Raw genomic sequence first — 22,364 nt, forward strand, 5'->3', positions numbered from 1 at the left:
AGCAGTAAGCCGGAGCGATCTGGTGGTTGTAGAGAAATTCGGTGGAGCGGTAGTTCAGTTGGTTAGAATACCTGCCTGTCACGCAGGGGGTCGCGGGTTCGAGCCCCGTCCGTTCCGCCACTTATTAGCAAAAAGCCCTAAGTTAACGCTTAGGGCTTTTCTGCATATGCCTATCTTAGAGTTATCTTAGATCATTTTCTATTTTTCCTTCCCTATGCGTTTTTTGCCAACTATTTCATCTTTTCCTTTCCTATCGATGGGGTGTCAGTAAGTATGCGGTAAAATTCTTATAACGGAAGGGGGCTTTTTTTTGATAGGGTATTTGGTGTATTGAAACTAATAGTGGATGAGGCGTGCGGAAAAGAACCTATGCAATGAGATATGTTGCCGGCCAACCAGCTGAACGTATCTTCCCTCCTGGGGAAATTCATTACCCTGAGCAAGCTTTACCGACAGGCTCATTGTTGCTTGAGGGGGATATTTTACGCGTAATGGTGTGGAACATTTTTAAGCAGCAAAGGCTGGACTGGCTTTCCGTATTGCAGAATTTCGGTAAAGGTACTCAGTTAGTCCTGTTGCAGGAAGCACAAAGCACGCCAGATCTCATCCGTTTTGCAACTACTAACTATCTTTCTGCCGATCAAGTTCCTGCGATTATTCTTCCACAACACCCATCAGGAGTCATGACACTATCAGCAGCCCAGCCAGTATATTGCTGTCCTTTACGTGAAAGGGAGCCCTTGTTGCGTTTGGCCAAGTCCTCTTTGGTAACTGTCTATGCGCTTCAGAATGGCCAGAGGTTGATGGTTATTAATATCCATGCGGTTAACTTTAGTTTTGGTGTTGAGGTTTATACCAAGCAACTGGCTGCAATTGGAGATCAACTCGGACATCATCAGGGGCCGGCTATTATGGCTGGAGATTTCAATGCATGGAGTCAACAACGAATCAATGCACTCAATCGGTTTGCGACAAAGATGGGGTTGCAGGAAGTGTATTTTGTTGATGACCAGCGGCGCAAGGCGTTTGGGCGACCGCTAGACTTCGTTTTTTACCGTGAGTTGACTGTTAATCAGTCTTCCGTTTTGGTGACGCAGGCCTCAGACCATAACCCACTACTCGTTGAGTTTAGCCTGATTTAATCGCCATAAAAAAATAGCCCTCCACAAACTGTAGGAGGGCTATTTTTCGTTGTTGATTCTAATACAGCATTAAGAATCAGGTTTTATATTATTGCTAACATAAAGCGTCAGACGATCGCCTGGCTGGATATGGGCATTTTTGTTGATAACCGTATTCCAACGCATCACATCAGCGATATTTACACCGTGACGTTTAGCAATACTTGCCAGTGAATCACCCTTTCGTACCTGGTAGGTGATAGAGCCGCTATCGTTTGAAGCTTTAGCAACTTGCAGCGTCTGACCAACTTTGAGCGCACCAGCGCTACGTAAATTGTTCCAGCTCTGCAAATCTTTCGTGCTGATATTAAGGCGTGCTGCAATCGCCGATAAGGTATCACCTGAGCGCACCTTATACTGCTGTGAGGCTGGCGTTGTCTGCGTTTGCGCTAAGCGTGTCGGTTGAACCGCTGCGATGTCCCCATCAGCCAGTGAATCTTTCAACTGCTCAACGTGAGCTTTAGGAACCATAATGTAATGTGGCCCATTTGGCGCGGTGACATTACGTTTATAGCCCGAGTTATAGCTCTTCAGTTTGTTCAACGACAGACCCGCCATCTCAGCGGCTTGTGTCAACTCTATCTGTTGCCCTAGTTCCACCTTGGCTAATGCCCGGCTTTCATTGGGCTGTGGCAGATTCACGCCATATTTCTTACTATTTTTAAGAATGTCGCTCAAGGCCAACATTTTGGGAACATAAATTGACGTTTCGCGCGGTAACGCTAATGCCCAGAAGTTGGTTGATTTTCCTTTCGCTTTATTCGATTTCATCGCCTGCATGACGCGTCCTTCACCACTGTTGTATGCAGCAACTGCCAGTAACCAGTCACCATCAAACATCGTGTTGAGTCGTTGCATCATATCCAGCGCAGCCGTCGTAGACGCAATCACGTCGCGACGCCCGTCGTACCATTGGTTTTGTTTCAAACCATAATTACGTCCTGTGCCAGGGATAATCTGCCATAGCCCTGCGGCATTGGCGGATGATGTGGCACTTGGATCAAAAGCGCTCTCCACTATGGGTAGTAGTACCAGTTCCATCGGCATTTTACGTTGCTTAATCTGCTCGACTATCCAGTACATGTACGGCTCTGCCCGTAATGTTACATCGTGGAGATAGCTCTTATTTTTCAAATAACGCGTTTTTTGCTCGCGGATCCGTGCGTTTTCCGGAACCTCCATCTTCAGCTCGTCGCCAATGAAGTTCCACAGATCTCGTTGCGCGATGCTATCGTCATCTAGCCATCGCGCGGAGGCCTCTCGACCATCTGTGTACTTTCCTGCTTCACTTTGACTTGCCGAAGACAAACTCTGTGCATGCTGTTTAGGTTGCGAGGTGTCATGGGGTGAGACCTGACAACCCACCAGCAAGACTGAGGCGATGATCATCGCTTTAGCCTTCATATGTTGGTCAATAGTTGCTTAAAAGACGAGCAAGGATACTTTGATTGGAGGAATAGCACAACCTAAACCTTCAAAAGCAGTCTTTCTTGCTGCGTAGCATCTCAAAAGCTTGCCAATTCTCTATATTTTCAGGTTCACTTGATAATTTTCTTTTTAAATCAATTTCATGGCAACGGAGGAATAGGTTGATTTTTCTCTCCAGACCCAGCGTTGTTGGTAAACTAGACTGCGATTTTTCTCGTATCTGACTGATTTTATGAAGATAAGATTCAATATCTTGATCTTCAGGCCATATGGTATTAGAAAACCTTAAGTTTGACAGTGTGTACTCATGAGCGCAGCACACCACCGTATCGTCAGGGAGTTTTCCTATTTTTTTAATTGATTCATACATTTGCTTCGGTGTTCCTTCAAATATACGACCGCATCCCGCAGAAAATAGCGTATCGCCACAGAACAAAAATGGCGCATTATAGTAAGCAATATGACCAGAAGTGTGTCCTGGAACCTCAATTACAGAAAATTCCGAATTTAACAAAGAGACGGTATTTCCTTCCTCCAATAGGTAGGTTGCGCCGCATTTCGCGGTTTCTTTCGGGCCAAAAACGGGCAAGTTAGGGTAATGATTGAGTATCCTACGGACGCCTCCAACGTGGTCTTTATGGTGGTGAGTGAGCAAAATGGCTTCGGGAAAAAGTGAGTTTTGCTCGAGCGCATTAAGCACTGGACTTGCCTCACCAGGATCGACGATCACACAGCGGTTTGCTTTATTACTCAATAACCAAATGTAGTTGTCCTGAAGTGCGGGGATACTGATAAGATTCATTCATCACCTCTTTTTGCTAGTAGCCTGGGGACGACAATAGAAGATGAAATCGGCACAAATCCCTCAGACCATTGTTGCACCTGATTCATGGGATGATATCACCTGCGGGCAATTTTATCGTGAGTCGCTTGAACAGGCCTTGTTGCCATGGTGGCCAAAACTCTTTGGTTTTCACCTTATCAAGATCGGTGCACTGAGTGCGGAAATCCACGTAACAGAGTGCGCGATTGCGCATCAGGTCAATGTTGCTCCACACGGTGATAATCTTCAGATCATGGCTGATGCCTATCAATTACCTTTCTCTGAAAAGTCGATTGATGCCTGTTTGCTTGCTCAAACGCTCTCTTATTCATCGGACCCACATCGTATTTTGCGGGAGGTTGATCGTGTATTAGTGGATGATGGTTGGTTAATACTCAGCACGTTTAATCCGATTAGTCTGGTTGGTCTTGGCAAACTGATCCCTCGGATTAATAAAAAACATCCCTATTGCAGTCGCATGTTTACTCAAAGGCGTATCACGGACTGGCTGGGACTATTGAACTATGAGGTTATTCATCAGACTCATTTTCACGTTACGCCATGGCGAAGGAATAAAGGGAAGCTGAATAAACATATTCCGATGTTGGGATGCATGACGCTGATTATTGCTCGAAAGCGAACCATTCCACTGACGTTCACGCCGATGAGAGCACGGTTGCGGAAAGCATCTGTGCGCCGCACGGTGGGCGCAACAAAGATATATCGGAGATGAGGTAGACGCCTCAGGTGATTTAGTCAGCTTGATAACCCGTGTCATCAAGTGTTGGTGCACTTGCCGCAGCGCGAGCGAGTTCATCACAGCGTTCGTTTTCCGGGTGACCCGCATGCCCCTTTACCCATTCCCAGCGCACGGAATGGCGCTGAATCGCGGTATCCAGCCTTTTCCAGAGATCGACATTTTTGACTGGCTTTTTGTCAGCGGTTTTCCAACCACGCTTTTTCCAGTTATGAATCCAACTGGTGATACCCTGACGAACATATTGACTGTCTGTGCTGAGTACGACGTCACAATCAGTGGTCAGTGTTTCAAGCGCTGCAATAGCGGCCATCAATTCCATTCTGTTATTCGTCGTAAGACGATAACCTTCACTTAATGCTTTTTCGTGCAGCTTGTAGCGCAGCAGGGCGCCATAACCGCCGGGGCCGGGATTACCGAGGCAAGATCCGTCGGTGAAAATTTCTACCTGTTTGCGCATCTCTGGTAGACTCTCCCTTATGGTAAAAACGGCAAGTCTGACATAAACGAAAACGATGAGCACTGAAATTACGCGACAAATCGTCCTGGATACAGAAACCACCGGTATGAATAAGCTGGGGGTTCACTACGAAGGGCATAAAATTATCGAGATCGGTGCGGTCGAAGTGATTAACCGCCGCCTGACTGGCCGTCATTTTCACGTCTACATCAAACCCGATCGTTTAGTGGATCCAGAAGCCTATAACGTACATGGTATCAGCGATGAGTTTCTTGCTGATAAACCGACGTATGCTGACATTGCAGATGATTTTCTCGATTTTATCCGTGGTGCGGAGTTGGTCATTCATAACGCGACGTTTGATATCGGCTTTATGGATTATGAATTTCGATTGCTGAACCGGGATATTCCCAAGACGGAGACGTTCTGTAAGATCACTGATAGCCTGTTTATGGCGCGGAAGATCTTTCCCGGTAAGCGAAACAGTTTGGATGCGCTCTGCGATCGCTATTTGATAGACAACAGCAAGCGTACGTTGCACGGCGCATTGCTCGATGCCGAGATTTTGGCAGAAGTTTATCTGGCGATGACCGGTGGTCAAACTTCCCTGACATTTTCGATGGAAGGTGAGGCGCAGCAGCAGAATGATAATAGCGAAACGATCCAAAGGATTGTCCGCCCACAATCGGCATTAAAGGTGCTTTATGCTGATGAAGCAGAGTTATTAGCGCATGAACAACGACTGGATCTAATTGCTAAAAAAGGGGGGAGTTGCCTGTGGCGAGTGGAATAACACCGCCGGAATATCGCCCTTTGCGTAGCAGAACAAATAGGTTGATGACGTCGTGGGTGAGAGAATAGTCAGTGAGATGAAATTATAAGCAAACAGAAACGGTTAGTTATAAAAAGCATTGACGTAATAGTGCCATCATCTTAGTATTCATCCCGCTCAGTGAGCACGAGTGGAGCGGTAGTTCAGTTGGTTAGAATACCTGCCTGTCACGCAGGGGGTCGCGGGTTCGAGCCCCGTCCGTTCCGCCACTTACTTATTCCGAGGTGTATTTATACATCTCTGGATGAATGAAAACCGTATCGCTGTCAAAGGCATACGGTTTTTTTTCGTCTCTATGATACCCTCGGTATAGCAGGGTATCCGGCGCAAAATGGCCCACGAAATGGCCTACGCGTCGGAAAGAGAAATTTCGTAGGCCATTTTGGTTTTGTGGCTGAGAAAAGGTTGCGGATACAGGACATTACACCATTCCCGTCGTTTGGCTTTTAACGACAACCAAGGAGTGAACGATGGCCGTAACCCACCGCCTGCTTTCTGCCGTCGCAGTACAAAAAGCAAAATCCGCTGCTAAAGATTATGAACTGTCTGATGGTCATGGCCTGACACTTTCCATCAGAACCACAGGTAAGAAAATCTGGCGTTTTCGTTACCAGCGCCCCAATTCCGCAACGCGTACCAATATCACGCTGGGCCATTATCCTGCCATGACGCTGGCTGTCGCGCGTGTACTCATGGCCTTCGTCCACCACCATCAGATCGAACGTGTTTTTGGGCAAATGGCGCTTAATGTATTCACTGGCCTGGTAATTCCCTTCGCCGAAGCCGAATTCAACATTCGCCATGGCGCGTTCCATGCGCTGTGCCTGGCGGTCGGAAAACACCAGTTCACCGCTACTGTCCATCAGGTTGATGAATTCGTAGAGGTTATCGCCGAGCATAGACGCCAGAAACGCGTCGCCAAAGGCATTTTTCAGTTTTCTGGCCGTTGCATCGCCGATGGTCGGGATGCGTTTCAACGCCTTATTCACCATCTGAGACTGTAAATCATCAGACAGGGCATTCGGGCGTATCAGCGTCCACAGCGGCGTCTGGCAGTGTGAGCACTTGCGGGGCTTTTCTTCCTGTCGCAGGTGGTTTAGTGCAAGCCAGTTGCCGTCCGTATCGGTAATGGGCCGACCGCAGTCGGGGCAGACGCCGAAGGGGATGCCTTGCCGGCGACGTACCGCGCAGGCGGGTTTCCAGTGGTAGCCCATGCGCATCCGTACTCGGCCGAGGATAAAAAACTCAGGGCCGGTAACGGGAACGTGAAGCCGCTCGCGCAGCAACATCAATTTTATCAGCGTATCCGGGCCGTTGAGCACCCAGACACGGGCATTGTCGATGGTTTCCTGAATTTCCCGCCGCCACTTGTAAACCAGATGCGGCGGCGAGAGCACCAGCGTGCGGCGGAAGCCTTCTCGGTACAGAACGGCTGCCGTGGCGATGGCTAGCAGCGTTTTTCCGCAACCCATCTCGCCATTGATAATGGCGGCATGTTCGTTACGTTCGACCAGCAGCTTTGCCACTGCCTGGACGGTATCGGCCTGTGCCGGGAACGGGCGGCGTTTTAGCATGTCCATCACAGCCTGCCGTTTCCGGTCGGGCGTACCGTCATAAACGGGGGGAAGGGACTGGTTTAGCGACGCCAGCAAGCTGTCGCCGAATTCGTCGATAAACTGATTCAGTGGAAAAACAGCGGGTGAAGCCGTTGACGGAGATGTCTCGGTCATAGTCATGTTCCTCGTAATGAAGAACGGGACAGATTTCTCCCTGTCGGGAGCGCTGTCCCGTCAGGGGGGCGTTATTGATGGCGGCGGGTTAACGAATGGTGATCAGTTGCCCGAAGGTTTCTGAGTCCGGCGTCATATCCCAGGCGGAAATGGCTGGAATAAAACGATCCGTCATCGTCGTGGTCTCGGTAATTTCACCCTCGTCGTTTTCAGTGAATTCGGTTTTACGATCTTTCACTTTATAGGTGTCGCCGCGAACCACCAGCGTGCGGCCCGATGGCGAGGTGATCGTGCCGCTGATCGCGCCTGCGGCCAGCGCCAGTGCGAGATGCCAGCGGGAAAGTTGCTTTGCCGGTGGCCGTGGTGGCTGTGGCTGAAGGCAAAGCTCAGTGGAGAATGCCGGCCATAGCCCTTTCAACTGTTTCATTTCTTCTTCAAGCTGAACGGGTTCGAGCGTGACGCGGTAAAAATGTTTCAGCGACTGCCGGGCGACGGGGACACGGTAAGGCGTTTCCCACATATCGGGCAGCGCTGGTGTGGTCTCCTCGCCTTGCCCGACACGCAGCAGACTCCGCTGGAGTTGTTTGACGTCATCGGTATGTCGCTGGTGCTGGCGGATCCGGCGGCCAAAAATCACCACCTGCTTAAACTGATCCGCGGCGGCGGAAAATAGCCGCACATCCGTAAAGCTGTTCGCCAGCCAGCCCGCGAATTCGCGATCAAGCGTGTAATACGGAATAATCAATACCAAGATACCGCCGTATTGCAGATTGCCCAGGGTGCGCTGGTAAAACAGCTTTTCCAGCCGGGCGCGGCCTTTGCGGTCGGTTTCCTGTTTACCATTGACCAGATCGCCGTAGGGCGGGTTGAGAAACAACAGCGAAAAGGCCTGTTGCGAGATAACCGTGTCCATCAGATCACCGTGCAGGGACAGATCGGCCATATACCGTCGGATGATGCCCATTGTTCAAAGATGGACAGCAGTTTATAAGGCTGGTTAATCAACGGGCTGATGACTTCATTATGTTTGCAGGACAGCCAAAACAGGCGGGATAATGGGGTAGATATTCGTGTTGAAGTGGGGGGGATAAGAGGGACTTTATTTCTAACGGGCATTCTGATTAATTTTTCAAGTTCAGCATGCCGGATGACGAAGCAGGCATCTTGGGGTAGGGCATGTAAAGGGAAGTAACCTTTTTATTCTGTCATGCCATGTAATATTTTCAAATATCTGAAATATTTTTCCTGAAATAGCAACCGAAATTCCATAATTTATCGTATTTTCGCCAGTTATCGGCAACGGAAGATTCAGGGACTGGGCCAGTAGGTGTTGTATCACAACATATTCCTGTCCTATTAATGGCGTATCAAGAATTTTGTGTACAAAAAAATGAACTCTCCTTCGGTATCGACAATTAAGTTTCGTTCATTAACTATGCAATTTTTGTCAAGTAGACAGAGCCGATGAATAAGACTATTTTTTTGTCTGTTTGAGTTTTATTTTATTATTTATTGTTCGGATTTTTCTTAATCTTACGGGGGACTGAAAATAAATGGAAAGATATATTTTCCCACATAAAGCATCTCGATAAATATCACTTTTAGTTATTTTTATGTTTGTTGATTGGTTAACTATTTTAACTGCTTCTTGTATCGTAGCCCAGTCCGGTATTCTGTTATTTGACGTTAAGGGTATATTATGGCTATTCATAATCTATCTCCTTTTACATGACGAAATTTACTGTGATAAAAGTAATTGTTAATGATAATTCTGCTTCGAAAGCGTCATACCACACGGCGATAGCGGTGTCGCTTTTAATCTGCCCGAGCACCAGTTGATTGGCGCACGCATAAGCGCTGATCATATGAATGGTGCTGTAACGATCTTCCCGATTATAAGAGCCGCGCAGGGCTTTACCATCAATGGCAACACTTCACCCTGAGTCAGGTTGTGTACTGAGCGCATCCAACTCAGAAAGCACGCGTGAACAGCGGACTGCTCGATGGTCGAGATGAGACGGTCAAAGGTATCATCGACGGTAATCCCCCCGTAATCCCGTCTTTTATGAAGATGAGGTAGACATTGATTTGAATCCTAAAATAGGCGCTGACTGGCAGTTACGGGGACAACAAAAGAAAGTAGTGACGCCCGGCATCAATGAAAAATGTTACCTTGCCGGCGCACTTCACAGTCAAACGGGTGAAGTCATCTACGCGGAAGGAAGCAGCAAAAAACAGCTTTATTCATCAGTCTGTTAGAAAAACTCAAAACAGCTTACGCCCAGACAGAAAGCGTCACGCTCATTGTTGACAACTACCGTATCCACAAAAGCAAACAAACCGAAAAATGGCTGGAGAACAACCCTAAATTTAAACTTGTCTTTCAACCAATTTATTCGCCCTGGGTAAACAGGGTAGAACGACTCTGGCTCTCATTACATGAGACGGTTACCCGAAATCATTAGTGTCGTTTCATGTGGCAATTACTGGACAAAGTTCGCCACTTTATGAAAACGGTAAATCCCTTTCCTGGCTCCGGACATGGAAAGGCAAAAGTGTAGCGCTATTAGGTGTAGTTAGTTATTTATTTTATTAGTTAATATAATGCTAATTATTTGTGTGATAATCAATATTTAATTTAACACCATTGACTTTGATTTTTCTTTTGTTTAACATTAATTAACATTATCAACTTGGATGATTTTTTTGTTTTCCTTTGGTTAACATTTTTTTTAAATTTAGGTCAACTATATTGGATGTGGTGATCATTTTGCGTGATATTGCGGAAAGTTTATTAAAATGTGAGTTGTCAAACGATGAGCTCAGGAAGTTATTAAACCATCTTCGTTATTCATCATCAGAAAAAAATCAGAATTATTCATCATTGGTGGGTATTGGATGCCGTTACCCGGAGGGAGTGAAGAGTCCAATTGAATTAATTTCTTTTATGGAAAAAGGACGAACTGCCGTTAAGAGACTCTCACTGACGGAAAGATTTTCTACTGAGATAACTGCAATCAGGCATGAACCAGCTGTTGGCGCTTTCCTTGATGAGATTGAAAAATTCGATCCGCTCTTTTTCGGCATATCCCCGAAGGAGGCTGGAGAAATTGATCCGCAGCATCGTTTGATGATGTTGGTGATTCAGGAAGCACTGGAAGATGCGGGTATCCCTGCTAACAGTCTGAGGGGAAAATCGGTCGGCGTCTTTATTGCCTCCTCATCTGACGATTACCAGCATCTTGCCCTTAGTGAAGAACGCATGGACCTTGTCAATGTTTATACCAGTCTTGGGACAAGCCGCAGTTCTGGTGCTGGGCGTATTTCATATCTGATGGGATTTACTGGACCATCGCTCCAACTTGACACTTCTTGTTCATCCTCTTTAGTAGCAGTCCACCTAGCTTGCCAGAGCTTGGCAGCGCAGGAATGTGAAATAGCTATTGTAGCGGGTGCTAATCTCATACTTTCTGAGAAAAATATTCAGCTACGCCATCAGCTTAATGCCGTTTCTGTACAGGGCATTTGTCGGCCTTTTGACGAATCAGCAGATGGTTTTGTGCAGGGAGAAGGAGTAGCCGCTATAGTGCTAAAGCCTGGCAGCAAAGCGATTGAAGATAACATTCCTGTTTATTTAGATATTCTGGCATCAGCATGTAATCACAATGGCGGTGGCAATGGTTTAACTGCACCCAATAGTAAAGCGCAGGAAGCTTTGCTTCGGCAGGTGCTCAGGCGCGCTAATATTGCGCCTGAAGATGTTTTTTATATCGAAACGCATGGTACAGGAACCCGTCTTGGCGATCCTATTGAAGTTCAGTCCATTAATAATGTCTATGGCACAGGCGAAGCGCAACATTCCCCTCTATATATTGGCTCTTCAAAAGCCAATTTCGGCCACCTCGAAGCTGGCGCGGGACTGCTTTCACTTATTAAAACAGCAATGGCGATGGAGAGAGGAAAGCTGCCGCCACAAGTTAATATTCAGCAACTGAATTCATTGATCGACTGGGAGCAAGGCAGAGCACGAGTGACGACTGAAGTCTGTGACTGGCCTGTCAATAAACAGGGTAAGCGTATAGCAGGTATTAGCTCATTTGGAATTACGGGTACGAATGCACATTTAATTGTGAGCAAAAATATTATGAGCGAAAAATATTCAGAGCCCGGCGGAACTGAATATTACCCTTTCCTGCTGTCAGCGAAACATCCGGAAAGCCTTGCTGCAAAGATTCAACAATTTAAGTCTCTTGCTGTACAGCAAAAGCATAATGTATCAGACGTATGCCGCACTCTGGCGCTAGGAAGGCAGCATTTTGATCAGCGTTTCGCTTTCAGTGTCGGTAATTGGTCAGAGGTAAATGAAAAGCTGAGCAAGGAACATGCTACCAGGCCTAAATTAGCCCCGCCCGCCAAAGGTTGGGTTTTTGCCTGTACAGGACAAGGATCGCAATATCCTGAAATGGGTCATGAATGGTATAAAAATTTTTCCGTATTTCGTGTGGTTTTCGACGAGCTCGATAAGTTATATTTTGTCCAACGCGGAGAATATCTTAAAGATATTCTCTGGAACACTCCGGATGAAGATAAACTAAATGATACTGGCGTAGCGCAACCTGCTTTATTCGCTTATGAGTATGCGACCTTCAGGTTACTTGAATCCTTAGGTATTAAACCATCAGCTGTTATAGGCCACAGTCTCGGTGAGTATGTTGCTGCATGCATTGCTGGTGTGTTTACACCAGAACAGGCTTTTGGGCTTGTGTTGTTGCGTGCAAAATTAATGGCTGCATTACCGTCAGAAGGTGGAATGTTGTCTGTGCGTGCTTCGTTGGAACTTATCACAACGCTTATCGTTGATTATGAGCGTTTGGAAGTTTGCGTGGTCAACGCGCAGGAATTAATTGTGGTGGGCGGGCCACATCACGAACTCGAAAATTTAAAAGCTCTTTTAAAAGAAAAGAATATATCTGCATTTCCTCTGACGGTTTCAAATGCGTTTCATACAGTGGCGATGGAACCTGCAATGTCAGAACTGACTGAACTGGTTAGCGCTCTGGACGTAAAACCTCCAGTAATACCTATGGCAGCTAATCTAACGGGGGAATGGTTCGATACAGCGTGGCAGATGCGTGATTACTGGGCAAAGCATATGCGAAATACAGTGCTTTTTTATCCCTGTGTCGAAAGTTTCAGAGCTGAGGGATATTCCCATTATATTGAAATTGGGCCACGACCAGTTTTAAGTCAGATTATTAAGTCAATAGATACAGAGGCTTATACGCTTCACTGCGCAGTTCCCGGTCAAGAGCGAAAAAGTTTATGTGATGTGTTATGTCAGCTCTTTACTTTGGGTGAGGATATTCACTGGCAGATGATTTTCTCTGGCCTTGATATTAAAAAAATTCGTTTACCTAATTATCCATTTAAATTAACCCGTTGTTGGCTGGAGAGTGCCGACATATCCTTGGAAGGGAGAGATACTGGAGCTATGAAAGGAATTAATGAGCAAGAAAATAATAATTTTTCGGCTATCTTGTCAGACCTTTCAGATATTTTTTCTGAGTTGTTGCATGTTCCCTGTTCTGAGATGGATACCTGTCGTTCCTTACTTGAGTCTGGTGTTGATTCCTTTATTATCGTAATGGCGGTAAAAAGGATTAAAGAAAAATTTAATATTAAAGTAACGGTCAAAGAAATCTTTGAACGCTATATTTCAATTACAAAGCTAGCTGAACATCTGGTTGCCCAGGGCGCGGTTTCGCATAATAAAAGTTCTCTCATTAGTGCATCATTAAATAATAACCCGGCGACATCATCAGATTCTCTGAACACACAGACTACTTCCGTAAGGTCAATGCCGGATGCTATCGCTATACAAACTAAACCACAGCCATCGTCATACCATTATAGTGCCGCCCCCAGCCCGCTTCAGAATGTGTACGGACAGTCAGGGAGCGAACATCCTGTCAATGTGAGTGAAACTTATGTTCCGCCTCAGTTTTCTTTTGCTGAAGATGAAGTGTATTCGGACAATGTCACTGTGCTGCCGAACAGCAATAATGATGCACTTACGCTAACCCAGCGCCATTATCTGGCTACATTTATTGAACGCTACAACGCGAAAACGGCGCGTTCTAAACAGCAAGCTGCTCTGAATCGCCCACATTTATGTAATAACCGAAAGTCATCTTCTGGTTTTCGTCCTGAGACCAAAGAATTGACCTACTCGATTCAGTGTCATGCATCATCCGGTTGTACGATTAGAGATATTGATGGCAATGAATATGTCGATCTCGCAATGGGATTTGGATCCACCTTTTTTGGTCATCGTCCGCAGTTTATTACAGATCGTTTGCAGCAGCAGATAAATCAGGGGTACCAAATCGGGCCAGAAAGTCATCTGGCTGGCGAATGTGCGAAAATGATTTGTCAGACTAGTGGAATGGAGCGGGTACTTTTTACCAATAGTGGCACAGAGTCAGTGATGACTGCTATACGTATTGCACGTGCTGCGGCTGGCCGCTCTAAGGTGGTGATGTTCCAGAATGCCTATCATGGCCATTTCGACGGCACAATGACCGTTCCTGATCACGAAGCCGGGCTAGGCGCCAGCCTCCCTATGACTGCAGGCACGCCAGCGTCAATGATCAGTGATGTGATCGTATTGCCCTATAACTCGCCGCAGTCTATTAACTACCTGAAAACGCATGGTCATGAGATTGCTGCAGTCGTTACCGAACCTGTACAGAATCGCGATCCTAGCCTCCATCCTGCTGAATTTTTGCAGAACATCCGTCAGGTGACACGTGATAACGGCATTATTCTGATCTTCGATGAAGTTCTGGTGGGGTACCGTATCGCACTGGGTGGAGCTCAGCAGTGGTTCGGTATCGAAGCTGATATGGCGACATATGGCAAAGTTATTGGCGGAGGCTTACCGCTGGGGGTTGTTGCAGGAAAAAGCTGGATTATGGATCGTGTGGACGGTGGGCAGTGGCAATACAACGATGAGTCAGCCCCCGATCCGCAAACGACTTATACTGCTGGAACATTCTGCAAGCATCCTTTAGCCATCGCTGCCTGTCACGCAGTATTGAGCAAAATGATTGAAGAAGGGCCACGCCTGCAGGAACAACTTAACAAAAAAGTTGATGAGCTGGTCAGAATATTGAATGAAGTCTTTGCTGCTCATAAGGTACCGCTTCAAGTATACAACTTTGGTTCGTTTTTCCGCTTTGCACAAAATGGCAATCTAAGTTTTGTCTATCAACCGCTTGAACTGGATCTCTTTTTCTTCCACTTGGTAGAAAAGAATATCTACGTCTGGGAAGGTAAAACCTGTTTCCTCTCCACTGCCCATACTAATGCGCATATTCAGAAAATTATTCATGCTGTCAATGACAGCGTAGCGGAAATGAAAGCTGCGGGGTTCTGGTGTGAAGCCCCACCTCCTAGCGATAACAGGACGTTTCACAGGCAACCAGCGGGATTTGCGAAGTACGACTCGCCAGAAAAAAAGTCTGAGCCGGCTTCTATTCTGAGCCGGGCAATGTCGTCAAACCAGAAGACGGAACATAAAGCTGGAGAGAAATACTTAAGCAAATACCCTAGTTCTATTGCAGATGGTTCGTTTCTGGCTAAAACGTCAACCCAGAACATCATCGACTTTGGTCTCTATTTCTTTGGCGATGATGTGGCAGATAAATTTGCTCAGATCCTTGATGCTGCGCGATATGCTGATGATGCGGACTTTCATTCTTTTTGGTTGCCTGAGCGTCATTTCAATCCTTTTGGCGGGTTTGCGCCGAAACCCGCGGTGATTAGCGCTGCACTGGCAAATGCCACAGAAAATATCCATATTCGTGCCAGCGTTCTGGCACCACTGCATCATCCAGTCGGTTTAGCAGAGGAGTGGTCAGTAGTAGACAATCTCAGTCATGGGCGTGCTGGCATAGCGCTGGCTTCTGGCTGGTTTGTTAATGACTTCGTACTCAATCCTCCAGCCTGGGGCCAGCAACGCGAGGTAATGCTAGATCACATGAATGCCATTCAGCATTTATGGAAAGGTCATGCTTTGGCTGTCGCGGGTCCAGATGGCCGAGTTGCTGAAGTCACACTTCATCCCCGTCCGGTGCAGTCGGGCGTACCAATGTGGCTGACCACACTTGGTAATCGGCAGAACTATATTGACGCCGGTCATAAGGGGGTAGGGATCCTGACCAATATGATCGGTCAGAAACTTAGCGATCTCGAAGAAAATATTGGTCTGTATCGGAAAGCGCGAGAAGAAGCTGGATTTGATCCTCAGGAAGGACACATCACCGTGTTGCTTCACACCCTGATCATGGACGATGCCGCACGAGCCATTGAAACTGCGCGTGAACCATTCTGTAACTACCTTAACTCATCAGTTGCATTGTTCCAGAAAATGGTGGCTCAGGAGGGGCTGGAAGCAGATTTTGACAGTCTGTCAGAGGAAGACAGGGCTTTCCTGCTCAATGCCGCTTATGGGCGTTACCTGAAAGGCAATGCATTGATAGGTGATGTCGATAACTGCGAAGCCGTTGTCAGATCACTGTATGAAATTGGGGTGACGGAAATTGCCTGCTTTGTTGATTTTGGCATTGATCCAGATCTCATGCGTGCCTCATTTGACAATATCACCAGACTCAAAAATCGCTTTCGCAATGGAAATGCAAAAAACCTACATTACACCTCACTTGCTCCTATCGTGACTGGTGAGTCCGGGCTGATACAGCCGCAAGCGGTCTGTGAAGAGACTGAGAAGGAGAATGGTCAGCAAGATATTCTGCTGACTCTGACGGATGACCAGCGGATGCTATGGTTTATTGGTCAGCGAAGCCAGGATGGCATGATGGCCTTTGCACAGACTTCTGCGTTAACACTGCGTGGAACAATTCAGAAGGATGCCTTTCAGAAAGCCTGGCAACAGGTCGTGATGCGTCACGATGCGCTAAGAACCCGAATTGATGCGCATGGTCAACAGCAGTGGATTGCGTCTCAGGTCCGGGCCACTATTCAGCATATCGATCTGAGTCTGCTTGATTCAGCGCAGCATGATGCCCAGTTGCAGGAATTCCTGACTGCAGAAAGCCAGAAAACGTTCCATTTTGACGATCTGCTATATCGCCTAACGCTGGTGTCACTGGGTAGCCAGCATCATGTTCTGATATTTACCGCCCATCACCTGATTTGCGATGGCGTATCGGTCGGTGTGATCCTGACGGAACTTGCGGCCTGTTATGATGCTTTTTGCCAGAATCAACCCGCGCCTCAGCTTGCGCCAGTATTGCAATTTTCTGAATATGTACGCTGGCGTCATAATCAATATCTTGAAAAAGACTATCAGCGTGAAGAATCGTTCTGGCTAAATCAACTGGCTGAACAAAATCTTGAAACTCTCAGCCTGCCTCTGGATTACGCCCGGCCTGTAGTGAAAACCTATCAGGGCGATCGTTATATCATGACGCTTGACAGAGATAGCCTGCAACAGCTGAAATCCTTCGCCCGCAATAACCAGATGACCTCTTTTATGGTGGTCTTGGGCGCCTTCTATTGCCTTTTGTATCGTCTGGCACGACAGAAACAGGTTACTGTTGGTGTGCCATTCTCTGGCCGTACTCTGCATAACAGTGAAACGATGGTGGGGTATTTATCCAATGTTTATCCTATCGCGCTGGAAATGCACGATGATGAAACAGTGACGCAGTATCTGCAACGTCTGCGTATCATCCTTCTGGACGCTTATGAACATCAGAACTATCCCTTTAGTTCTCTGATAGAAAAAGGAAATTTCCGTAGGGACGCCAGTAGTTCACCGTTATTCAATGTCGCTTTTAATTGGGATCGTGTTGATATTCCGCCAATGCATGGGCTGGAAGTCACTAATTTCCGTTTTACACCGAGTTTTGTTGAATATGATCTGATGATCAATTTGCTGGAGGTCAATGAGGAGGCGGAATTGTCGTGGGATTTCAATACTGATCTCTTCGACAAAACTACCATTTGTCATTTATCCCGGCAGTTTGAGTATCTGCTGATGCAGTTTATTTCAAATCCCGGTCAGCCTTACAGTCAGATGGCGCTGGAAAAGCATGCTGTACAGTTGTCGCAGATCCCCTCTGCATCACATCAGGCAGAATTTGTTGCAGTCAGCCAATGGCTTAGCCGCTGTGCTGAAAAATTTCCCGATAATCTGGCGGTCGTCGATGGTAAACGCCAACTGAGCTATCAGCAGCTTGAACACTATGCCAATAAAATGGCCAACAGGCTTTTGCAACGCAATATTGCTAAGGGTGATTTCGTGGCTCTTTGCCTGCCACCGTCAGTGGCTTTGCTGGTTGCCATTCATGGCGTGATTAAGGCGGGAGCGGCTTATGTACCGCTAAATACACGCTATCCGGTAGAGAAGCTGCAGGCGATGGCGGATAAGGCTGGAGCCAAATTAGTTATCCGTGCGCAGGAAAAATATGAAGAGATCTTCCCGCAGACTACAAAATCTGTCTTTATCCTTGATGAAGCTTTAGAGGCGCTAAATAAGGCACCCAAAAAGGTTTGCGCAGTGCCTATGGATGCTGATGACATCGTCTATCTGATCCATACCTCAGGCAGCACCGGTTTGCCAAAAGCGGTGCAAACAACGCAGGGTAATCTGGTCTCATTTTGTTATGCCGCGCTTGGGCGCCTTAAGATGACCGGTGAAGAGAGTTTTCTGAATGTCTCTCCGGCTTCGTTTGATATGTCAGTGCCTGACTTTTTCCTGCCGCTACTCAATGGTGGAAAAGTAATTCTGGCATCAGAAGATGACAGGCTTTTACCTGCTAATCTTGTCACGCTTCTGGAACAGTATGATGTCAATTTTATGCAGGCTACGCCGACCACATGGCAGGCGGTGGTTGACAGTGGATGGCAGGGTAAAGGGAATCTCAGAGCCTGTGTTGGTGGCGAAATATTAAGTCGTTCACTCGCTAAGGCTTTGAAGCAGCGAGCAGCATCCGTATGGAATGGATATGGCCCCACTGAAACCACAGTCTGGTCTAATTTGTTAAAAGTAAAAGACAGTGATCTGCGTTCAGCAATGATCCCAGTAGGCACTCCGCTGTCGAACGCTGCTGTATATGTGCTGGATAAGTTTTTGCAACCTGTGCCAGAGGGGCATATCGGCGAAATTTACATTGGCGGCTATGGGGTTAGCCGGGGGTATTTCAATCAGTTGGATATCACCAGCAAAGTCTTCCTGCAAAATCCCTGGGCAGAAGGAAACCTGTATCGCACTGGTGATTTAGGTCGTTTCTCACAGAACGGGTCCATCTCTGTGTTAGGCCGTGCTGACACCCAGGTTAAAATTCGCGGTTTCCGCATCGAAATTGGTGAGATCGAAGCCGCTTTAACGGAATTGGAAGGCGTTTCCACCGCAGTAGCACGTGTTGAACAGCATGATAGTGACTCGGTGTTAACAGCCTTTGTCGAACTAACAGATTCTGTTTCGGTGAGTGGCACTGAACTGCGATCGCAGTTAAAAGCGGTTTTGCCTGATTATATGGTGCCTAGGGTTATCAAAGTGATGGACTCTCTGCCCAGGTCGGGAAACGATAAGATTGACCGTCATCAGCTTCCTGCTTTAGACATCTCTGCAGAACAGATGGCTTATGTTGCGCCTGCCACCGAAACTGAGAGCACGCTTTGCAGCATATTGCAGGATGTTCTGGGTGTTGAAAGCATCAGTGCAGAAGCCGATTTTTTTGAGATGGGCGGTTCTTCCCTCGATTTAGTTCGGGTTCAGCAAGCGATTCAGAATCAGTTCGAGGTTGCAATTCAGGTTACTAAATTATTCACCTGTACCACAGCGAGAGAGATTGCGGTTCTGATTGATGAACCAGACGCAGGGAGTACTTCTTCCTGTGCCGCTAAAGTGCGAATATCTCACGAAGAAGGTGTTAACCCTATAGTGTTACCTGTAACGCCTACTGTGGCTTACCATTTGCAGCATCTGGGATATCGAAATCATCTTAACCTGATTAAGCAGTTCGACCTGCATCACTCCGCGCTGACACCGGCATTGATGGAGCAAGCTATTACACAACTGGTGCAGAGGCATGAAGCTCTCACGATTTCCTTGTACCAGAATGTCAGTGATGAATGGGTACAGGAAGTCGGTGCCAGCCGGCCCACGCTTGAAATCCTTGATCTGGCGGAGTGTCTGGCAGTTTCTTTCCAGTCAACGCTGGAAAACTCGTTGTCACTGATGCAGGAACAGTTTGAACTCAAACGGGGATCTTCCCTGGCGCGCTTCATTTGGATTAAAGCACCGCATGGTATAGCGGATAAACTGATGCTCAGCGTGCATTTTGCCCTGGCAGATGCTTATGGCATGGAATTGTTAGTCGATCAATTAACCATGTTGCTGAGGGCGCCGGATGTAGTAATACACAATGTGCCAGATGAAAGAAGCCGCTATCGCAACTGGTTTGCTGCTTATCAACAATTCAGTCATGAGCAAGCCCTCGCGGATTTATCTTTCTGGCATGGCCTGCCATGGTATCGCACAGCGAAACTCCAGTGTGAGCGCAGAACCCCAGCCTGCAGCAGAGCGCGTTTCTATCATCGGGATGATTATCTGGCGTTGATGAGAGCACTTTCAGGCCAGCATCAGGTCTCTGCTGAGCAACTCGCAGAGCTGGAAGATTCACAAACAATTCATTTTTTCTCGCTTGATGCCGCAACCACCTCAGTGCTTAAAGCATCACTGCTGGAGAAAGAGATTGAGCTGGTTGATGCGCTGCTGGCAACTTATTACCAGTTATTGACGCCACTGTTAACAGGTAGTTTTTTACCCATCGACTTTATGTTCTCTAACCGTAAGCCGATCTTCAAAAACATCAATATCACTGAAACCGTTATGCGGGCTGCGGAAAATATCATTCTGCCACTGGACCTGAAAGAGGGGGACATTTTTAGCCATGCGCAGCAAATCAGCCAGTGTCGTACTGGATTACCCCACGGCGGGCTTGGACTGCCTGCTTTGCGTTTTCTTAACTCTGATGCTTCTGTACGCGGCCAGATCGAGGCATTACCGTTACCTCAGGTAGGGTTCAATTACTTGTCTCTGTGGTCGAAAGGGGATGCTGACACGGCCGGAATTCTGAGTCCCGCTAATTTTCAGGCAGGAAGAAATATCGGTAACGATATTCAGGTCGAACGAAGCATCTGGCTTCAGCTCTATGTTGACGAATCTGCCGACAGTCTGGAGTTCGCACTGAATTATGAAGCCCATCGTTTCTCTTACAGTGAAGTGGTCTTATTAGCAAAGCGCTTTAAAGAAATAATTTCGTATTTCTGCTAACAGTATGAAGTTAATCATGACGGTCTACTATAAATAAACCGAAAACGGGAAGGAATCACTATGTTTGTTAAAAGCGAAGATACTTTATTTACTGCAGAGCAAATTGAACAATTTAACCGCGATGGCGTGATAGGGCCGTTTAAATTGTATGAACCGGAAGAAGCGAAAGATATTCTGCACCGTATTCGTACTAAAAATATCGATACTTCACTTTCTATTCATCAGAATGAAGTAAATTATGATCGTCATTTTGATATTGCGGAATTATCTAAACATATCGGTCATCCGGGTATTGTTAAGCGTGTACGAGCTCTGATGGGGCAAAACCTGCTTTGCTGGCGAAGTGAGTTCTTCCCAAAATTCCCGGGTAGCGCTGCGACAGAGTGGCATCAGGTAGCAAACTATCAATATGCGACTGGCGAACCATTACTGGAGTCAGCGCTGCCTGAACTGGATATGCCGCTGGATATTACGGTGTGGACCGCTTTCACTGATGCTACAAAAGAAAATGGTTGTATGCGTTTCATTCCGGGAAGCCATAAAAAAATGTATTACGATGAAGCTAAAAGCGTTCAGGTAGGACGTCAGGAAGAGTTTGCATCTGTCAATTCAAAAACACAGTTCTATGGCTATGATTTCCAGGAATTTAAAGTCGATCCAGCCTGGGATCCTGAAGCTGAAAAAGTGCTGGATATGGAGATGAAACCGGGTGAATGCGTAATTTTCTCTGCGAAATGTGTGCATGCCTCTTTCCCTAACACCACTAAACGTAACACTCGTTTCGCCATTACTGCACGTTATACCCCAGCCCATGTGAAGGTGTACCCGCATAGCGATGTGTTTATGGCACATGGTGGAAAATTTGATCTCCGGGCTTCAAATTATGGGCCTGTACTTGTAAGTGGTAATGATCCATGGGGACATAACAATATCCGCGCGGCGAACAGTCACAACGAACCGTTCCCATTTGTAGAATAAGCACCATGAACAATACGGCAGAAAAGTCAAAACAGAACACTGAAGTTTGCTACTCGCTACGGGTTCTGCGGCGCGCGCCGGAGGCAGACTGGCGTTGTTTAGGGTTTCCACCTGCTGGAGCAGGCCCGATGTTCTTTCAGTCGTGGCGCGATGTGTTATCTGAACGTTTCCAACTGGAAGCGATTAATTTGCCGGGTCGTGAAATGAGGATGACGGAGCCAATGCCACAAACGATGGGCGCTCTGGTAGAAGAGGTGTTTGCCAGGATCGTTGAGTCTCTGGAACCTGATCCACGGCCAGTCTTGATGTTTGGGCACAGTTTCGGGGGATTGCTCGCCTATGAGGTACTGCGTCTTTTCTCTGAGCGAGGCGTCAGACATCCTGTTGCGTTCTGCGTTTCGGCGCATTGCGCACCGATGTTCCGAACTCCAGTCGGCGCGTTGCATCGTCTTGACGATGACTCCCTGGTATCAGTTTTGCAGCGTTTCGACGGAGTGCCGCAGGAACTGAGGGACAATAAGGAGTTTCTGGCTATGTGTCTGCCTGTCATTCGTGGCGATCTGCAGTTGGATTATGCTTCACCGCTCAGAACGAACAATAAAATTGACCAGCCAATATTGATCGTCGCAGGTCGGGATGATCATGTCGCTCCCCTGGAATTTATGCGCGGCTGGGAAAGTATGACCAGCGATCATCGTCAGTTTATTAGTTTTCCGGGACATCATTTTTACTTGCTGGCGCAGTTAAAAAGTGTAATGGCTGAGCTGGAACGATTTTCGGAGCGAGTATTCAAAAAAAACTAGTCGTCA

General features: G+C 47.0%; 10 protein-coding genes, 2 tRNA genes and 5 pseudogenes. 10 read left to right on the plus strand and 7 right to left on the minus strand.

Annotated elements, in window-relative coordinates:
* Positions 1–43: 43 nt before the first annotated feature.
* A tRNA-Asp gene (locus KP22_RS15635) sits at positions 44–120 on the plus strand.
* A 233-nt stretch (positions 121–353) separates the two neighbouring features.
* Positions 354–1,142: an endonuclease/exonuclease/phosphatase family protein gene (locus tag KP22_RS15640; RefSeq protein WP_039307112.1), complete on the plus strand. Its 789-nt coding sequence runs from the start codon at positions 354–356 to the stop codon at positions 1,140–1,142.
* A 69-nt stretch (positions 1,143–1,211) separates the two neighbouring features.
* On the opposite strand, the gene mltD is transcribed toward KP22_RS15640, so the two are convergent.
* On the minus strand, positions 1,212–2,585 hold the full coding sequence (mltD, locus tag KP22_RS15645; RefSeq protein ID WP_039307114.1) for a murein transglycosylase D: 1,374 nt from the start codon (positions 2,583–2,585) through the stop codon (positions 1,212–1,214).
* Positions 2,586–2,655: 70 nt separating this feature from the next.
* Positions 2,656–3,411 (minus strand): hydroxyacylglutathione hydrolase, encoded by a 756-nt coding sequence (gene gloB / locus KP22_RS15650; RefSeq protein ID WP_039307116.1) that lies wholly within the window; start codon positions 3,409–3,411, stop codon positions 2,656–2,658.
* Between the two features lie 43 nt (positions 3,412–3,454).
* On the opposite strand from gloB, the gene KP22_RS15655 reads away from it, so the two are divergent.
* Positions 3,455–4,165 (plus strand): class I SAM-dependent methyltransferase, encoded by a 711-nt coding sequence (locus KP22_RS15655; protein WP_039307118.1) that lies wholly within the window; start codon positions 3,455–3,457, stop codon positions 4,163–4,165.
* 19 nt (positions 4,166–4,184) lie between these two features.
* On the opposite strand, the gene rnhA is transcribed toward KP22_RS15655, so the two are convergent.
* Positions 4,185–4,751 (minus strand): ribonuclease HI, encoded by a 567-nt coding sequence (rnhA, locus tag KP22_RS15660; protein WP_167333804.1) that lies wholly within the window; start codon positions 4,749–4,751, stop codon positions 4,185–4,187.
* Between rnhA and dnaQ the strand changes: the two genes are divergently transcribed.
* From dnaQ to KP22_RS22810, 3 genes and pseudogenes are all read left to right on the plus strand, one after another.
* A complete protein-coding gene (gene dnaQ, locus KP22_RS15665; protein ID WP_039307122.1) occupies positions 4,705–5,442 on the plus strand; it encodes a DNA polymerase III subunit epsilon in 738 nt (245 codons plus the stop codon). The two genes, rnhA and dnaQ, sit on opposite strands and share 47 nt — an antisense overlap.
* Before the next feature lie 171 nt (positions 5,443–5,613).
* A tRNA-Asp gene (locus KP22_RS15670) sits at positions 5,614–5,690 on the plus strand.
* 261 nt (positions 5,691–5,951) lie between these two features.
* Positions 5,952–6,179, plus strand: a pseudogene (locus tag KP22_RS22810) (integrase arm-type DNA-binding domain-containing protein); the annotation flags it as partial.
* 624 nt (positions 6,180–6,803) lie between these two features.
* Here KP22_RS22810 and KP22_RS23050 read toward each other — a convergent pair.
* From KP22_RS23050 to KP22_RS22235, 4 genes and pseudogenes are all read right to left on the minus strand, one after another.
* Positions 6,804–7,217 (minus strand): annotated as a pseudogene (locus tag KP22_RS23050) (DEAD/DEAH box helicase family protein); the annotation flags it as partial.
* Between the two features lie 82 nt (positions 7,218–7,299).
* The gene (locus tag KP22_RS15680; RefSeq protein WP_156103761.1) at positions 7,300–8,124 is read right to left on the minus strand and encodes a DUF6094 domain-containing protein; all 825 of its coding nucleotides are present in this window, start codon (positions 8,122–8,124) and stop codon (positions 7,300–7,302) included.
* Between the two features lie 29 nt (positions 8,125–8,153).
* Positions 8,154–8,922: pseudogene (locus tag KP22_RS23055) on the minus strand (hypothetical protein); the annotation flags it as partial.
* 97 nt (positions 8,923–9,019) lie between these two features.
* A pseudogene (locus KP22_RS22235) lies at positions 9,020–9,258 on the minus strand (ISAs1 family transposase); the annotation flags it as partial.
* Between KP22_RS22235 and KP22_RS21900 the strand changes: the two are divergent.
* The 4 genes and pseudogenes from KP22_RS21900 to KP22_RS15700 form a co-directional block, all read left to right on the plus strand.
* Positions 9,255–9,772: pseudogene (locus tag KP22_RS21900) on the plus strand (IS630 family transposase); the annotation flags it as partial. The pseudogenes KP22_RS22235 and KP22_RS21900 overlap by 4 nt on opposite strands.
* 209 nt (positions 9,773–9,981) lie before the next feature.
* A complete protein-coding gene (locus KP22_RS15690; protein ID WP_167333805.1) occupies positions 9,982–20,577 on the plus strand; it encodes a non-ribosomal peptide synthetase/type I polyketide synthase in 10,596 nt (3,531 codons plus the stop codon).
* A gap of 60 nt (positions 20,578–20,637) precedes the next feature.
* Complete coding sequence (locus tag KP22_RS15695) at positions 20,638–21,555, plus strand: chlorinating enzyme (RefSeq protein WP_039307126.1); 918 nt, start codon at positions 20,638–20,640, stop codon at positions 21,553–21,555.
* A gap of 5 nt (positions 21,556–21,560) precedes the next feature.
* The gene (locus KP22_RS15700; RefSeq protein WP_081926257.1) at positions 21,561–22,358 is read left to right on the plus strand and encodes a thioesterase II family protein; all 798 of its coding nucleotides are present in this window, start codon (positions 21,561–21,563) and stop codon (positions 22,356–22,358) included.
* Positions 22,359–22,364 lie beyond the last annotated feature (6 nt).

The sequence above is a fragment of the Pectobacterium betavasculorum genome, from assembly GCF_000749845.1.
Classification (GTDB): Bacteria; Pseudomonadota; Gammaproteobacteria; order Enterobacterales; family Enterobacteriaceae; genus Pectobacterium; species Pectobacterium betavasculorum.

What these genes read in the sequence shown, in the direction of transcription:
- KP22_RS15695 (WP_039307126.1), top strand. Translation starts at nt 20,638, where the DNA reads ATGTTTGTTAAAAGCGAAGATACTTTATTTACTGCAGAGCAAATTGAA.
- KP22_RS15655 (WP_039307118.1), top strand. Translation starts at nt 3,455, where the DNA reads ATGAAATCGGCACAAATCCCTCAGACCATTGTTGCACCTGATTCATGG.
- dnaQ (WP_039307122.1), top strand. Translation starts at nt 4,705, where the DNA reads ATGAGCACTGAAATTACGCGACAAATCGTCCTGGATACAGAAACCACC.
- KP22_RS15680 (WP_156103761.1), bottom strand. Translation starts at nt 8,124, where the DNA reads ATGGACACGGTTATCTCGCAACAGGCCTTTTCGCTGTTGTTTCTCAAC.
- mltD (WP_039307114.1), bottom strand. Translation starts at nt 2,585, where the DNA reads ATGAAGGCTAAAGCGATGATCATCGCCTCAGTCTTGCTGGTGGGTTGT.
- gloB (WP_039307116.1), bottom strand. Translation starts at nt 3,411, where the DNA reads ATGAATCTTATCAGTATCCCCGCACTTCAGGACAACTACATTTGGTTA.
- KP22_RS15700 (WP_081926257.1), top strand. Translation starts at nt 21,561, where the DNA reads ATGAACAATACGGCAGAAAAGTCAAAACAGAACACTGAAGTTTGCTAC.